Origin of the sequence: Cellulophaga baltica (assembly GCF_900102165.1) — a bacterium.
Classification (GTDB): Bacteria; Bacteroidota; Bacteroidia; order Flavobacteriales; family Flavobacteriaceae; genus Cellulophaga; species Cellulophaga baltica.
Map to the genome: position 1 here is coordinate 48,346 of NZ_FNBD01000011.1, position 15,570 is coordinate 63,915.

15 protein-coding genes are annotated in these 15,570 nt (G+C 29.2%); 11 read left to right on the forward strand and 4 right to left on the reverse strand.

The annotated features are described in order from the left end of the window. Window positions 1-2: 2 nt before the first annotated feature. Window positions 3-1,274: a right-handed parallel beta-helix repeat-containing protein gene (locus BLQ19_RS16685; protein ID WP_074539094.1), complete on the reverse strand. Its 1,272-nt coding sequence runs from the start codon at window positions 1,272-1,274 to the stop codon at window positions 3-5. A gap of 146 nt (window positions 1,275-1,420) precedes the next feature. On the opposite strand from BLQ19_RS16685, the gene murJ reads away from it, so the two are divergent. Genes murJ through BLQ19_RS20950 form a run of 11 tightly spaced genes read left to right on the forward strand, consistent with a single transcriptional unit; the run spans window position 1,421 to window position 12,951 of the window. Further along, entirely contained in the window at window positions 1,421-2,770 is a 1,350-nt protein-coding gene (gene murJ, locus BLQ19_RS16690; protein ID WP_074539095.1) for a murein biosynthesis integral membrane protein MurJ, read from the forward strand. After that, window positions 2,767-3,828 carry a glycosyltransferase family 4 protein gene (locus tag BLQ19_RS16695; protein ID WP_074539096.1) on the forward strand — a complete coding sequence of 354 codons (1,062 nt, stop codon included), beginning with the start codon at window positions 2,767-2,769 and terminating at the stop codon, window positions 3,826-3,828. Before murJ ends, BLQ19_RS16695 begins: the two co-directional genes overlap by 4 nt. Then, window positions 3,821-5,023, forward strand: coding sequence for an O-antigen ligase family protein (locus tag BLQ19_RS16700; RefSeq protein WP_074539097.1), 1,203 nt, complete (start codon window positions 3,821-3,823; stop codon window positions 5,021-5,023). The genes BLQ19_RS16695 and BLQ19_RS16700 overlap by 8 nt, the downstream gene beginning before the upstream one ends. Beyond that, window positions 5,007-5,939 carry an ATP-grasp fold amidoligase family protein gene (locus tag BLQ19_RS16705; protein ID WP_074539098.1) on the forward strand — a complete coding sequence of 311 codons (933 nt, stop codon included), beginning with the start codon at window positions 5,007-5,009 and terminating at the stop codon, window positions 5,937-5,939. The genes BLQ19_RS16700 and BLQ19_RS16705 overlap by 17 nt, the downstream gene beginning before the upstream one ends. 3 nt (window positions 5,940-5,942) lie before the next feature. Next, window positions 5,943-6,524, forward strand: a complete 582-nt coding sequence (locus BLQ19_RS16710) for a serine O-acetyltransferase (RefSeq protein ID WP_074539099.1) — start codon at window positions 5,943-5,945, stop codon at window positions 6,522-6,524. A 1-nt stretch (window position 6,525) separates the two neighbouring features. After that, on the forward strand, window positions 6,526-7,596 hold the full coding sequence (locus BLQ19_RS16715) for a glycosyltransferase (RefSeq protein WP_083332280.1): 1,071 nt from the start codon (window positions 6,526-6,528) through the stop codon (window positions 7,594-7,596). Further along, window positions 7,593-8,681 (forward strand): glycosyltransferase, encoded by a 1,089-nt coding sequence (locus BLQ19_RS16720; protein ID WP_024480304.1) that lies wholly within the window; start codon window positions 7,593-7,595, stop codon window positions 8,679-8,681. Before BLQ19_RS16715 ends, BLQ19_RS16720 begins: the two co-directional genes overlap by 4 nt. A gap of 38 nt (window positions 8,682-8,719) precedes the next feature. Then, a complete protein-coding gene (locus tag BLQ19_RS16725; protein ID WP_024480303.1) occupies window positions 8,720-9,877 on the forward strand; it encodes a glycosyltransferase family 4 protein in 1,158 nt (385 codons plus the stop codon). Between the two features lie 16 nt (window positions 9,878-9,893). Next, window positions 9,894-10,517 (forward strand): sugar transferase, encoded by a 624-nt coding sequence (locus tag BLQ19_RS16730; protein ID WP_074539140.1) that lies wholly within the window; start codon window positions 9,894-9,896, stop codon window positions 10,515-10,517. Continuing rightward, window positions 10,510-11,130 carry a sugar transferase gene (locus BLQ19_RS16735; protein ID WP_024480301.1) on the forward strand — a complete coding sequence of 207 codons (621 nt, stop codon included), beginning with the start codon at window positions 10,510-10,512 and terminating at the stop codon, window positions 11,128-11,130. The genes BLQ19_RS16730 and BLQ19_RS16735 overlap by 8 nt, the downstream gene beginning before the upstream one ends. A gap of 36 nt (window positions 11,131-11,166) precedes the next feature. Beyond that, window positions 11,167-12,951 (forward strand): NeuD/PglB/VioB family sugar acetyltransferase, encoded by a 1,785-nt coding sequence (locus BLQ19_RS20950; protein ID WP_083332281.1) that lies wholly within the window; start codon window positions 11,167-11,169, stop codon window positions 12,949-12,951. Window positions 12,952-12,979: 28 nt separating this feature from the next. Here BLQ19_RS20950 and BLQ19_RS16750 read toward each other — a convergent pair whose 3' ends face one another. Genes BLQ19_RS16750 through BLQ19_RS16760 form a run of 3 tightly spaced genes read right to left on the reverse strand, consistent with a single transcriptional unit; the run spans window position 12,980 to window position 15,418 of the window. Then, complete coding sequence (locus tag BLQ19_RS16750; RefSeq protein ID WP_074539101.1) at window positions 12,980-13,693, reverse strand: acetyltransferase; 714 nt, start codon at window positions 13,691-13,693, stop codon at window positions 12,980-12,982. Between the two features lie 26 nt (window positions 13,694-13,719). Beyond that, on the reverse strand, window positions 13,720-15,024 hold the full coding sequence (locus BLQ19_RS16755; RefSeq protein WP_074539102.1) for a phenylacetate--CoA ligase family protein: 1,305 nt from the start codon (window positions 15,022-15,024) through the stop codon (window positions 13,720-13,722). Window positions 15,025-15,067: 43 nt separating this feature from the next. Further along, window positions 15,068-15,418 (reverse strand): hypothetical protein, encoded by a 351-nt coding sequence (locus tag BLQ19_RS16760; RefSeq protein ID WP_074539103.1) that lies wholly within the window; start codon window positions 15,416-15,418, stop codon window positions 15,068-15,070. Window positions 15,419-15,570: the final 152 nt, after the last annotated feature.

Consider the following 15,570-nt stretch of genomic DNA (forward strand, 5'->3'; position numbering starts at 1 on the left):
TATTAATGACTTGAAAATATATAATTCAACCTAATATCAACATCTTTATTATTCTTTTCCTCATAATTGATGTACTCTATCTCTTTAGGGGTATTGCTTATTAAATTGATTGTGCCCTTAATATTGCTGATTCCTTTTAACGTATTCAAATGCGACCCTCTAATCCTTAAATAAGGTGCTTGTGTATAATATTCTAATTGTAAGTTATCAAAATAATACCCACCAAGAAAATCTGTTTCTTTATAATAATCAGGCACCTCTAAATTAATTACTGCACTCATTTCATTTTTAGATATATTATTCACGATGCAATCTTTAAAGGTTACCGAGTATGCACTACTTGTTTTTCTGCTATAAAAGAAACTCCAATCAGAGTCTTTAACCAAACATTTATTAAATTTAACAAGACCTTTTACTGAGTTTTCTTTTTCCGCTGTAAACACCAACTCTGCTTTAGCATAGGGGTTCTCAGGACGATGATTATTTGATATAATACAATCATTAAATGTAACACTGACAGGAATTGAATTAGAATTTAATTTACTCAATGCTAAAAGAATACCTGAATGTCCATTTTTTTCGAATATGCAATTATTAAAATTGATATCCACTACTCTATCGTGTTCTGAATTTGGTTCAATATCTATTCCTGCTTCTGGTAATGCCCCTTTAGTATCACAGAATATGGAATTTTCAATCACTACATGTTCCGCGCTTATTATTGATAACCCCTGCCTTTTATTATTTTGACAAATAATTGTATTTAAATGAATATTAGAACTAAAACTTCTTGTACTACTTCCTGCTATATAAATACCATCTCCTCCTGAATCCTTTATATGCAATTTTTCTATATACACATTATCACATCCCAAAAGACTTATTGCATTTCGCCATTCACCATTAACATATTCATTCTTGTTCATTGATAATTCACCATTATTACCAATAATAATTATATTATTACAATTTATAAATTTGAATAATACATCATTAGTTTTTTTAAAAGATCCTGGCTTGGCTCTCAGAGAAACACTATCCTCAAATATGATTGTTTTATTATAAATATTAAATAAAGTAACTGGATCTAAAAAATAATCTTCAATGTTACTTTTAATAATTATACTATCAACATTAGAATTTAAAGCTAATTTAAATTCATCGGTTAAATTGAAATTTAAATTGGTAACCTTTTCTGGGATTTTGATAGATTTTGCTATGCATATAGTCTGAAAAGAAAGAAGGATAATTATTATAATAATTTTTTGAAACATATCTAAATTAATTTACAAAAGCCCCGTATAACTTGGATTAACTTGAGTTAATCGAAAAAATTAAATATAATATAATTAAACGAAAATATAATGATGATATTTGCATTTTGGAACATGATCTATCTAAAAAGAAAAAGTTTATTTTAATGAATAACAAGTATTTCGACATTTTTTTAAAAAAAATAAAGAGTGTTTCAAAAAATCAAGTTGCCAGAAATTTCTTTATAGTAGGAGTTGTTACTTTATTAGTGAAAATTATTTCATTTTATAAAGAAGCTTTAATTGCAAGAACCTTTGGCCTTTCAGAATTATTAGATACATTTTATCTTTCAATTCTGATTCCTACTTTTTTGCAAACAGTTTTTATCGGTTCGTTGAAAAACCTATTCATACCAAATTATATCGTTGAATCAAAAAAAGGGAATGATTTAGGTAGCTTTCAATCTGTAAGTTTTTTAATTATTCTTACTTTAGTAACCATACTAAGCCTTTTTGCCCTAATATTTGTTCATTTCTTTTTAGAACTTACCTTTCCTGGACATGACCTTAAGTATTATACATTAATTAGAATGCAATTTTACATTGTATTGCCCTGTATTTTCTTCTGGGGTATGGCTTCTCTAATCTCTGGATTAATTGAAATAAAAGGAAAATTTATAATTACATCTTTAACACCAATTTTCACAGCATTTACTACATTAATATGTTTGTTCTTTTATAAGGATTATCTAGGAGATTTTGTATTGGCTGTGGGCTTGTTAACTGGTAGTATCACTAGCTTTTTTGTTTTATGTCTTTATTCTAGATATAAAAATCTAATAATCTTATCAAAACCGCAGAAGAGTGATAATATATCGGTAATGATTAAACAATTACCTCCAAAAATTTTCTCTGGCCTATTTACAGGTTTAAATGGTTTTGTTGATCAATTCTTTGCCGCTCAATTAATTGTAGGGTCTATAACAGCCATTAACTATGGTATTAAAATCCCATCGTTTGTTGTTGGTATTCTAATAATGGCTATTGGTAACGTTTTATTACCGCATTTTTCAAAATTAGTCGTAGAAGATATAAATTACGCCTATAAATACCTTTTTAAGGTACTCAAACTCTTGTTCATTGTCACACTTACAATTACAGGAATATTTGTTTTCTTCTCAGAATATATTGTTTGGTTGTTATTTGAGAAAGATCAATTTACTTCTCAGGATACCCAAGTGGTGTATCAAATACAACAAATAGCCTTAATTTATATCCCCTTTTATTTAACTACATTAGTAACTGTTAAATTTTTGACAGCTATAAATAAAAATAAATTTATGGCTTGGACATCTTTTTGGAATCTAGTACTAAATATTATTTTAAATATCATTTTCATTAAATACTACAAGGTCTATGGCTTAGTATTAAGTACCACATTAGTATACATTATAAGTAGTTTTATATACTTTGCTTACACTATAAAACAATATAAATTACAAAAACTAGAAATATGAAAATAGACTTTATTATTTCTGCTTTACATGGTGGCGGTGCGGAAAGGGTTATGGTATTACTAGCTGAATATTTTTCAAAAAAAGGACATATTGTAAAGTTAATAACGTTTAATGATGGAGAGTTTTACGAGCTTAATGAAAATATTACTCGCGTAAAATTACATCATGGTAGAATTAAAAACCATAAAATAAGGTCTTTCATAAACCTACATAGCTATTACAAATTGAAAAGTAATAGACCAGATTTTATAATATCATTTTTAACTTTAATTAATTTAATTACAATTATAGTTGCTAAAATTTACGGAATAAATATAATTGCCTCAGAACATATAAATCATCTACAACAAAAATCTAAGTTAGCATTATTCACCAAAAAATATATTTATAAATATGCAAATTACATTACTGTACTAACTTCTTACGATATTAATTATTACAAAAAACTAAAAGCAAATGTGGTAGTAATGCCTAACCCGAGTACTTTTAGTTCATTTAATGAAATTGGTAATATCAGAGACAAATCAATAATTGCTGTTGGTAATTTAGACAGATACAATCACAAGGGTTTTGATAATCTAATCTCAATTGTAGCACCTATTTTTAAAAAATATCCAGATTGGACTCTTAAAATTATTGGCGCAGGAGATGTTGGAAAGACTTTCCTTAAAAATTTAGTAGAAAAACATAATATAAATTCAAATGTAGAATTTTTTGGGTTTAAAAGTAATGTATCTACGTACATGCAAGAATCTGAAATATTCGTTTTACCCTCTCGATTTGAAGGATTACCTATGGTTTTGATAGAAGCTATGTCTCAAGGAATGGCTTGTATAGCATATGATTGTGTTACTGGTCCATCTGATATTATAGAAAACAATTATAATGGCCTTCTTATAGTTGATCAGGATAGTATTAAGATGCGTGAAGGAATTATCTCTTTAATAAATGATGAAAATCTTAGAGCCAAATTAAAAAACAACTCTACTGAAAGTATAAAGAAATATGATATTGAAAACATATATCAACAATGGTTAAAATTATTGAAAGATGGATAAATTAAAATATTTAATTTACATTTTCTTCTATGTACCGATATTTTATAGTTGTTTAAATTTACAGGTTTTTATAACAAATTTTATATCTGTAAGTCTTGGTCAAATATCGGCTTATTTAATGATAGCCTTTATTTTTACGGGTATTCTTTTGGTATTGAAAAAAAGCGAAGAAAAAGCTCCATTAATAAAATTATGGATCGCTTTTTATTTTTTATATTATACGTTTTCACTAATTGCAAGCGCTGTTTTAGGAAATGAAGCTGATATCTTAAAGACACTGGTTTATATAACCTATTTTTTAGGATTTTCTGTTCTTTTGAGTATTGCAGAGTATAGAAAACCCACCTTAAGAGTATTAACGGTTTCATTTTTCATCACTACTTTATTATTAATTTACTTCAAATTCATCAATTTCTCAGTAGATGTGAGCGGTATTTACGAATACAACTTAGATAGAGCAGGTGGTGTATACGGAGATGCCAACAATGCTGCGGTATCTTCTTTACTTTCATTCATATTTATAAATCAAAGTTTAAAAAATTCTAAGAATAAATATATTAAATACATAAAGTTGGTAGGAATGCTAATTTCATTCTATGCCGTTTTATTGACTTTTTCTAAAACTGGATTTGTAGTTGCCTTGTTAGTAATAATGCTTGTGAACTATAAACTATTTACACCTAAAAGAATACTATTTACCATAATTTTTGTACCGATCCTTTTAATAGGCTCTATAAACCTTGCTCTTAGTAGTGGAAAACTATCTACGGTTCAACAAACTCGTGTGCAAAACATAGCAAGTATTTTAACTTTAGAAACAGATAATGTTGGTTTATCTGGGCGAGATTACCTTTTACAAAACATGTTAAACTTCATCAATGAAAACCCGATAATTGGCAACGGGTTGAGATTTTCTAATATTATCAGAGGGCATAACACGATATTAGGGGTATGGGCAGATGCGGGAATATTTACATTTATATTCTTTATAATTCTACTTATTGCTTACGTAAGGTCATCATTTACATCTAACAGTAATGTTAAATATTTTTCTTTAGCAATACTTTGCACCTTATACATTTTCATGTTGAGCTTACAGACCATAATAAATCAAGGCTACATAATGGTAGTATTTGTCTATTTAGCATATAACATTAACGATAATCAAATAAAAAAACATGAGTATAAACCCTGAATATTATAAAACGCCAGAATATAATTTATTTAATAGAATAATTAGAAGTTTCTACAACTTTTATAGGTATACTCTTTTATCTGACGAAAAATATGTAAAGAAAAGGTTTCTAAAAGCACATGGATTTGAATTAGATTTAGAAAATCCAAAAACTTTAAATGAAAAAATTAATTGGTTAAAACTAAATGACAGAAGACCACTACATACAGAGTTAGCGGATAAATTTCGAGTTAGAGAATACATAAAAAAAAATATAGGCGAAGAGTACTTAGTTCCTTTACTGTTTTCAACAAATAAAATTGAGGATATAAGACCTGAGAATTTACCAGACGCTCCATTCATTATAAAGGCTAATCACGATAGCTCTGGGGGAATTGTAATTATAGATAAATTAAGTGCAAATTGGAATGAAATTAGGCAGGAACTTAAAAGAAGACTCGCTTTAAATTACTACGACAGAAGCAAAGAATGGCAATATAAAAATATTGAAAAAAAAATAATTATTGAGGATTTATTAATTGATGAAGGAGGAAAAGCTCCAAAAGATTATAAATTTCATATTATAAATCATAAAACCGAGACAATTTCAGTTGATGCTAGTAGAGGTTCAATAGAGCATAAACGAAATTGGTATAACTCGGAATGGCAAAGATCTCCTTTTTATTGGCCCTCCTATAAAAATGGAAAATCCTATGCTATTCCCGCAGATTATGAAATAAAAAGGCCTTACAACTTAAATAAAATGATTACGCTTTCTGAAATACTGTCAAAAGAATTTCCTTACGTTAGAGTAGATTGGTATGAAGTTGATAACAAATTATATTTTGGCGAAATAACTTTTCATCATGATTCAGGTTATAGTCCTATTATTGAAAAAGAATGGGATATAAAACTAGGTGAAAAATTAAAATTATAATATATGATTAATTCCAAAGCTGATTTAAAAAAATATATTGAAGCTGACAAAATCGCAAAAAACATTGATGACTCCAGTCTTAAAAGTAAGATTCAGTCATTCTTATATCCAGAACCTATCTGGAAGTTTCAAAAACTTTTAAGAAAAACCGAATATTATCAAAATAAAAATAAAACCATATTTGAAAAAGCATACTTCTACATACTTCTAATGAAGTATAAGAAACTATCTCTTAAATTAGGCTATTCTATACCCAGAAACGTTTTTGGCCCTGGATTGGCCATAATGCATTATGGTACTATCGTAATCAATAGCAAAACTAAAATTGGAAAAAATTGCAGAATACATGTCTGCGTAAATATTGGTGCATCGGGAGGAAAACCAGAAGCTCCCCAAATAGGTGATAATGTATATATTGGACCAGGCGCTAAAATTTATGGAAATATCTCAATTGCAAACAATATTGCTATAGCTGCTAATGCAAGTGTCGGAAAATCTTTTTCTGAGGAAAATATAGTTATTGGTGGGGTTCCCGCAAAGAAAATCAAAGAATTTGATATTAAAACAATCTTAAAACATTTATAACTTGAAAATTAAAGTTCTATTTATTCTACCATCGCTCAGAGCTGGAGGCGCAGAAAGAGTCATGTCATTTATCTCTCAATCAATTAATAAAGATACGTTTTCTCCTACTCTACTTATTATTGAAAATGAATCTGAAAGTGTTTATGAAATTGAAGGTATACCATGCGTTTATTTATCAAAAAAAAGAACTTTAAATGCTTTTGGCGCTATATTTAGTTTCTTGAAAAAAGAAAAACCAGATGTAGTTTTAAGCACACTTGCTCATGTAAATACCATGATGGCTATACAATCTATTTGGTTTAGAAAAATTAAATTTATAGGTCGTGAAGCAAATGTGCTGAGTGTATTAGGTAAAATACAAAAAAACAATAGTTTGCTCCATAAAGTATTTTCTGCAAAAAGATTTTATAATCTACTTGACATTCTTATTTGTCAATCTGAAGATATGAAAAAGGACATGATTACTAATTATAATTTAAAACCAGAAAATATAACCGTAATTAACAATCCAATTTCTGATAAATTCAATTTAAAAGAAAAAAACAACATAGACGAAATACCTAACTTTATAACGGTAGGAGCTTTAGAGAAAAGAAAAGGACATGAAAGGATATTAGAATCCCTTTCAATGCTTGATTTTAATTTTAGATACACTATAATAGGAAAAGGTTCTGAAAAAGAAAATATTGAATTAAAAGCAGCTAAATTAGGCTTGAGTAATAAGATTAAATTCATTCCTTTTTCCAATGATATTAATACCCACTTACACAAAAGTAATCTATTCTTATTGGGGTCTTTTGTTGAGGGTTTTCCTAATGCTTTAATTGAGGCAATTGCTACAGGTACAAAAGCTATCGTTTTTAACTGTCCAGGAGGAATCAATGAAATATTAGAGCCGGGAATCAATGGATATATAGCAGAAAGCAATGAAGAATATTCTCGTTATATTAAGAAGGCTTTAAATGAAAATTCAGATCCTAAGGCAATAGCAAAAGGTGTTAGAGAGCGATACGATCGTGATAAAATCTTAAAATTATATGAAAATTTATTTCTGAAACTTAACGAAAAATGAAAATTTTACAAGCAATAAATTCTTTAGCCACGGGAGGCGCTGAAAAATTAGTAATAGATTTAATAGATAAACTTGCACTAAAAGATTTTGAAGTATCTCTACTATTGTTAGACGGCAGCGACAGTGTTTTTTTGAAAAAGTTAAAAAGTAAACACCCAAAAATTAAAATTTATGTACTTGGGGATAATAAAAACATATACAAACCAATAAATATTTTAAAAATTAGAACTATTATAAAAAATTACGATCTTGTTCATGTTCATTTATTTCCTATGTTTTACTGGGTAGCATTTGCAAATCTTTTTACATTTAAAGCTAGTAAATTACTATTTACAGAACACAATACAACTAATAAAAGAAGAAATAAAAAAAGTATAAAATTAATTGAAAAATTTGTTTACAACCAATATGATAAAATAATAACAATTTCTGATGCCGTAGATTTAAATTTAAAGGAACACTTAACACCCTCTTACAATAAATGTATAGAGTTAGTTTATAATGGAATAAATTTAGAAGAAATAAAAAAGGCTAGTCCCTTAGACCTATCTGAGTTTAATATTCCTACAAATTCAAAAACAATTCTACAAGTATCAAGTTTTACCGCTCAAAAAAGTCAAGATATTGCTATAAAAGCATTACTGAAGCTTCCAGAAAATTTTCATCTAATATTAATTGGAGATGGAGTTACAAAAGAAATGAATATTAATTTAGCTAAAGAAAAAAATGTTTTAGACAGAACACATTTTCTGGGTGTAAGAGGTGATGTTCCTCAATTCTTAAAAACAGTAGACTTTGTGGTATTAGCTTCTAAATATGAAGGATTATCTCTTGCTAGTGTGGAAGGACTTGCATCCGGAAAACCTTTTTTAGCGTCAAATTCGCCTGGTTTAAAGGAAGTCGTAGAAAATTCCGGAATTTTATTTGAAAATGAAAATGACCTATCTGCAAAAATTTTAGAACTAAATAATGACCATAAATTTTATAATGAGATAGTTCGCAAATGCAAAACTAAATCCGAAAATTATAACATTGAAAAAATGGTGGATGCTTACATAAAAATATATAATAGTTTACTAAAATAGGAACTCCTATAAACTTATAGTAAACTCAATAAAAAGTTATGAAGAAAAAAATTATTAGAATTACAACAGTACCTCAATCTTTGGGCGGCCTTTTAACCGGACAATTAAGTTTTATGAGTGATTACTATGATGTAATAGGAATATCTAGTAATGAACAAGTTTTAAAAAATGTAGGAATAAAAGAAGGAATAAATGTAATTCCTCTAGAAATGACCAGATCTATTACACCTTTTAAAGATTTGAAAGCCATTATTGATTTATACAAAATACTCAAAAAAGAAAAGCCTTTTATTGTTCATAGTCATACTCCAAAAGCAGGAATGGTCGCAATGATTGCTTCACGATTTGCAAGAGTCCCTAATAGGCTACATACAATTGCAGGTCTGCCGTTATTAGAGGCCACAGGTCTAAAAAGAGTGATTTTAAATTTTGTAGAAAAATTGACTTATGGGTGTGCTACTAAAATTTATCCCAACTCATATGGCTTGAAAAAGATAATATTAGAAGAGAAATTCACAATCGATAAAAAATTGAAAGTCATAGGAAATGGTAGTTCTAACGGCATAGACACGTCTATTTTCGATCCAAAAATTTATACTGAAAAACAAAAAAAGGAACTCAAAAAATCATTACATATAAATGATAATGATGTTATTTACACTTTCGTAGGTAGATTAGTTAAAGATAAAGGAATCAATGAATTGGTCGCTGCATTTACGCAACTAGAAAAAGAAAAAGATAATGTCAAATTGTTATTAGTAGGCACTTATGAATCAGAATTAGATCCTTTGAGCACTGATACATTACATTTTATCGAAAATAATAAAAATATTATAAATGTTGGTTGGCAAAACGATGTAAGGCCTTATTTTTCCATCTCAAATTTCTTGACCTTCCCTAGTTACAGGGAAGGTTTTCCAAATGTAGTACTTCAAGCTAGTGCTATGAAATTATATAGTATCGTTACGGATATAAACGGTTGTAATGAAATAGTAATTGAGGGTCTAAATGGAACAATTATTCCGACTAAAAACACGGAGCAATTATATACTAAAATGTTAAATCTACATGACAAAAATATTTCAGGTTTAGATCTTGAAAAATGTAGAAGTCTAATAATTGAAAAATATGAGAGAACTTTTGTCTGGAAAAAACTCCTTGAAGAATATCAAAGCTTAGAAAATGAAATTTATTAAGTTCATCAATAGAACTATGTACAAAAAAAAAATAAAGCGATTCATAGATTTCTGTATTGCATTGTTACTATTATTCATTATGTCTCCAATTTTTTTAAGCTTAATTATAATTAACGCAATTATCAACGGAAATCCATTTTTCACCCAACAGAGACCTGGAAAAAATGAAAAAATTTTTCAAGTCCTAAAGTTTAAAACAATGACAGAGAAAAAAGATAAAAACGGTAATCTTTTACCTGATAATGAAAGATTAACAAAATTTGGTGTCTTTTTAAGAAAAACCTCGCTAGATGAGATACCACAATTAATTAATGTTCTTAAAGGAGACATGAGTATAATAGGTCCAAGGCCGCTTTTAGCACAATATTTACCATATTATAATACCCAAGAAAAATTAAGGCATACTGTTAGGCCTGGAATAACAGGTTTAGCGCAAATTTCAGGTAGAAATTTTATTTCGTGGGAAGAAAAATTTAAGTTTGATCTTCAATATGTTAAAGAAATCTCATTAGCGTTAGATTTAAAAATACTATTTAAAACTATATTAAAAGTCATTATTCGTAAAGATGTGGCAGTTGCAACAAACGAAGTAAGTGAGTATTTCGATACTTATAGGAAAAAACAAATTAGCAATGTATAAATTACTAGTAAAGCGAATATTGGATATTATCATCGCTATGATTGCTTTTTTACTGCTATCTCCTTTCTTTTTAGGAGTAGCCTTAATTCTCTTATTTACCAATAACGGGAAGCCCTTTTTCTATCATCCCAGACCCGGTAAAAACGGTGAAATATTCAAAGTAATAAAATTCAAATCTATGAATGATAAAAAAGATGAAAACGGAGAGTTTTTACCTTTTCATTTAAGAGTTACCAAATTTGGTAACTTCATTCGTAAATATTCCTTAGATGAAATTCCTCAATTACTAAATGTTTTAAAGGGTGATATGAGTTTAATAGGGCCTAGACCACTTTTAGTACAATATTTACCCTTATATAATGCAGAACAGGCAAAAAGACATGATCTGAAACCAGGCATAACAGGTTGGGCACAAGTAAATGGAAGAAATGCCATTTCTTGGGAGAAAAAATTTGAATTAGATGTTTGGTATGTGGAGAACATCTCATTTTTTTTAGATGTTAAAATTTTATTTTTAACGCTAAAAAAGGTACTAATTAGAGAAGGTGTAAATGCTAGTGAAAATGTAAACATGACTACTTTTACAGGTAGTAAAAAAGACCAAGGCATTTAAATTATAACCCCCAATAAAAAGCTAAAACATAAAAGCATGAAAAATGCCGTAATATTAGGAGGAGGTACTTATGGTGAAGTATTTTTAACCTATTTAACAGAGCAAGGTTTTAATATTATCGGTTTTGTAGATGATAACAAAGAAAGTCTTGGAAAATTAATTCATGGAGTCCCTGTCTTGGGTAATTTTCAAGATTTAGTGAAAAATAATTTTTCTAAAAAAATACATCAGGTATTTTGCCCTATTGGTGATAATATTATTAGGACCAAATACTTAGGAATCTTAAATAGAGAAGGTTTTGAAACCCCTAATTTTATTCATGATACTGCTTTAATTAATAAAGATGTTCAAATTGGGAATGGTGTTTATTTATTACCTGGAGTAATGATTATGCCACATACCAAAATAGAAGATTATGTAATTATTAGTATGGGGAGTCACGTAGCTCATCATACTTTAATTAAGAGAGGATCTTTTATATCTACAGGGGTTAACATTGGAGCTGGAATATTAATAAAAAGAAAAGCATTTTTAGGCATCAGTTCTACCGTTATGACCGGTGTTAAAATAGTTGGAGAAAATACTATTATTGGATCAGGCGCTGTGGTAATCAGAGATGTTGAAGATAACCATGTAGTTGCGGGAGTACCTGCTAAAACCTTAAAAGTTAGAGATCCTATTAATGATGAAGAACTAATACTAGAGAAACCTAAAAATAAAAATCTTAAATTACTTGGGTATAGCCTGCAGTGTTATAATTTAAAAAGTGAAGATGATATTGCCACCTATAACGTTCATCTAAAAAACTTTGAAGGCTGCGATGTATTCTATAAGACCGCGTTATTTAACATTGAAAATTCTGAAACTGAACATTTAAAATACTTTATTTTAAAGAAAAGAAATACCGTGATCGCTATGATGCCTTTTTCTCTTCGCAAAATTATTTTGCAAGAAAAAAACACGACCTATTATGATGTGAGTTCCTTTTATGGCTATAGCGGCCCACTTTTTAACAAAGAAATAAGCCCAACTGATACGGATACCTTCTGGCATTTAGTAGATGATTGGTACATAAACAATAAAGTTATCACAGAGTTTATCCGCTTCAATTTAGAAGGAAATTATAAGCGATATTCCGGAAATTTAATTCCTACCCTAAACAATGTAAAAGGAACTATTTTTTCTGATGAAACGCTGCAATGGGAAGGATTTACACCTAAGGTTAGAAATAATTACCGCAAAGCCGTTTCAAATGGCTTAACTTCTAAAATTTATCATGGTACCATAGATGAAAATTTAATAGAAGTTTTTCATGAAATCTACATTAGCACAATGAAACGTAATAATGCAGATCAGACTTATTATTTTAGTTTAGGCTATTTTAAAAAATTAATACACGATAACCCCCAAAACACAGTTTTGGCATTAATTTTTAAAGATAAAATTGCCATCTCTTCAGAGCTTTTATTACTGAACAATACTACCATGTATTCTTTTCTTGGTGGAACTTTAGAAAATTACTTTGATTTTAGACCCAATGATTTTTTAAAAATGGAAGCTATTAAATGGGGGCGTAAAAATGGTTACGCCAATTATATTTTAGGAGGAGGAAGATCTAATGATGACAGTTTATATAGGTATAAGAAAAGTTTTTTTCCAAAAAATAATGATGTCATCTATTACACTGGAAGAAAAATAATTAATGAAGTGGTTTATGAAAAATTGACTACGCTAGCTAGAAAATACGCGTACAAGCTAAATAAGAAAGATATCGTCGAAGATTTTTTTCCACTATATCGAAAAGCTGAGAAAGAACAATAGACTAACTTTTTTTGTAAGTTATAAATGACTATTTTACCTGCTTTAAGACAGCTCTCTTTCCTTTTCGTTCTAAATTAGAGAATAGGTAACGTTCATTTTCCGTGCGTGCTCTAATAATTTTTGCAGGACTACCATAAGCCACAATGCAATCAGGAAAATTTTTAGTAACCACTGCTCCTGCTCCTATAATGGTATGATCTCCTATCGTAATGTTCTCAATGACTGTAGCCCCAATTGAGATTGCACTACAAAAACCTAAATTAAAATTCCCGCCAATTTTCACTCCTGGAGAGATGCTAGAGAAATCTTTCAAAATAGCTTCATGACCTACACTAGCATTGGTATTTACAATACATGAGTCTCCGATAGCAGCATCACTGTTGATAATTGCGCCAGGCATCACGACAATACCATTTCCCAAAGCTACATTCTTGCCAAGAACTGCATTAGGATGTATAGCATTAATAAATTGAAGTGTTGGACAAATTTCCTGTACTTTATGCACAATAGTTTTTCGCTTACAATTATCTCCTATAGCCACTATAATTCCGTAAATATTATGTTCTTTTACAAGAGCCGGAAGATCATCTTCATTCCCCAATATTGAATACTCAAATAGGAGCGATTTTTTTGGCTTAAAGGAATCAACAAGTCCAAAAATCTCATATTGGTTTTCCTGCTCGATAATATCAATAACTACCTTAGCATGACCTGAAGCCCCAAAAACGATGACTTTTTTCATTCCTTATTATTTATCAGTTAATAACTTTAATTAAGCATCATATTGATTACTAGTTTCTTTTTTCCAGAATTTAAGGCTGGAATAATATCTACATATTCAATATTCACTTTAGACGCTTCTCCAAAATAAGTCTCATATTCTTCAATAACCTTACGCTCATCTTTAAAAGAATCTTGGTGTAACAATTTTATTTTTATAGTATACGTAGTCTTAGATTCTTGAATAAATTGAAATTGATCTATATTGTCATATTGCAAAATTTTATGGACGATATGCGAAGACAATAATTCTCCGTTTGTTGCTATAAACATATCCATTTTACGTCCATCAATTTTAGAAAAAACAAGATCTCCTTCTATACATTGCATGACACCTACATCTCCAGTATCATAACGAATCATTGGCATCGCATAATTATACAGATCTGTAATTACTATTCGTCCTAATTCTCCTAAAGGAACGGCATCATCAGAATCAAAAGCTAACACTTCAACATGATAGCTAGCCCAATTAATTTTATAGTATTTATGAGTTGCATTAAGTTCTTGTTGCCCTAAAATACCATTCTCACTATTCGAGTATCGTGAAATTGCTTGAACTCCAAAATAATGAAATAACTTATCACTGACATATTCATTTAAAGATTCTGCAATACAGATAATAGAACTACATTTATTTAAAATTGGCTTGCTGTTCGTTTTATCTAAGTAATTACACAAATTTTGAAAAGCAGAAGAGTAGCCTAGTAACCCAATGGAAGCATTTGTGTCCCTTAATTCTTCTACAGCTTTCTTATTTCCGGAATCATCCATTTCATCTACAGAATACATAGCAATGTTCTGAGTCCGTGCCAACCATTTATTCTTTTTATATTGTTTGTCCCACAATCTGAAATAAAAAAGACGATCTCCGATATTATATCCTGCTTTTTCTCCAAAATAAATAGTATCTGCCGTATTTCTCTGCCGTTTGTTATGATCTTGCTCTACGAAAAAAGGTTGTCCCGTAGAACCACTAGTAGCCACTCTATGCAACTTTGCTGTTGCGAATTTATCACTCTTAAAATGATGGCCTCCATTTCTAAGGGCCAACTTATTAACCACAGGAAAAGATGCTAAAGTAAGTGTTTCTCCTGCATATGATTTATAAAAAGAAACCGTATTTGTAGCGTGCTGTAGTAGATCTACTATTTTTGTTGCATTACTATTTACAAGCGCTTCTCTAGAAGTCTTTTCATGCAATGCCTTTATTTCTTTATAATGAAATGCCACCTGCCCTCCTTTGGCAAAGTCTAACAACCAAAATAACTTTCTACGTAAGTTTCCTAACATATCTTAGATCAAGTATTCTATAAAATTTAACGGGGGAACTATGCTACTTAGTACTAATATAAATAATTTTATTCGCTATACTATCAATACTAAATGTCACTCTTTCATTATTTGTCTTTGGCAACACCAAATACCGTGCATAATTAACTTCATTATAAATACCGTAAAATAACGGATCTTGCTTTAATGAGTTATAATTTATGGCGGAATAACTTATCGTATCATAAGCCTTTAAAGTGCCAATATTCTTAGAAAAAACAGAAATGTTTGTAAAATGAAGCGCCGTATTGTTAACAATTCGATACTTTATTTTCAAGATTTCAGTAGATGGTTTTAAGAAAATACAAGAACTCAAAACCAATAACGAACAGAAGCAAAATACAATGTATTTCATCTTTTTCTAATTAATTTTAAAAGTAGGTTAAAATGTATTTTATTTTATAACAAAAGGATGAAATACCAAAAAACTCTATGAAGTACTCTATAGATAAAATAAAACCAGCAGTGTAACCTCATAGAAAAAAAATAAATTAAATTTACCTCACG

Coding starts and splice junctions, on each gene's coding strand:
- BLQ19_RS16685 (WP_074539094.1), bottom strand. CDS start 1,274: ATGTTTCAAAAAATTATTATAATAATTATCCTTCTTTCTTTTCAGACT.
- murJ (WP_074539095.1), top strand. CDS start 1,421: ATGAATAACAAGTATTTCGACATTTTTTTAAAAAAAATAAAGAGTGTT.
- BLQ19_RS16695 (WP_074539096.1), top strand. CDS start 2,767: ATGAAAATAGACTTTATTATTTCTGCTTTACATGGTGGCGGTGCGGAA.
- BLQ19_RS16700 (WP_074539097.1), top strand. CDS start 3,821: ATGGATAAATTAAAATATTTAATTTACATTTTCTTCTATGTACCGATA.
- BLQ19_RS16705 (WP_074539098.1), top strand. CDS start 5,007: ATGAGTATAAACCCTGAATATTATAAAACGCCAGAATATAATTTATTT.
- BLQ19_RS16710 (WP_074539099.1), top strand. CDS start 5,943: ATGATTAATTCCAAAGCTGATTTAAAAAAATATATTGAAGCTGACAAA.
- BLQ19_RS16720 (WP_024480304.1), top strand. CDS start 7,593: ATGAAAATTTTACAAGCAATAAATTCTTTAGCCACGGGAGGCGCTGAA.
- BLQ19_RS16725 (WP_024480303.1), top strand. CDS start 8,720: ATGAAGAAAAAAATTATTAGAATTACAACAGTACCTCAATCTTTGGGC.
- BLQ19_RS16730 (WP_074539140.1), top strand. CDS start 9,894: ATGTACAAAAAAAAAATAAAGCGATTCATAGATTTCTGTATTGCATTG.
- BLQ19_RS16735 (WP_024480301.1), top strand. CDS start 10,510: ATGTATAAATTACTAGTAAAGCGAATATTGGATATTATCATCGCTATG.
- BLQ19_RS20950 (WP_083332281.1), top strand. CDS start 11,167: ATGAAAAATGCCGTAATATTAGGAGGAGGTACTTATGGTGAAGTATTT.
- BLQ19_RS16750 (WP_074539101.1), bottom strand. CDS start 13,693: ATGAAAAAAGTCATCGTTTTTGGGGCTTCAGGTCATGCTAAGGTAGTT.
- BLQ19_RS16755 (WP_074539102.1), bottom strand. CDS start 15,024: ATGTTAGGAAACTTACGTAGAAAGTTATTTTGGTTGTTAGACTTTGCC.
- BLQ19_RS16760 (WP_074539103.1), bottom strand. CDS start 15,418: ATGAAATACATTGTATTTTGCTTCTGTTCGTTATTGGTTTTGAGTTCT.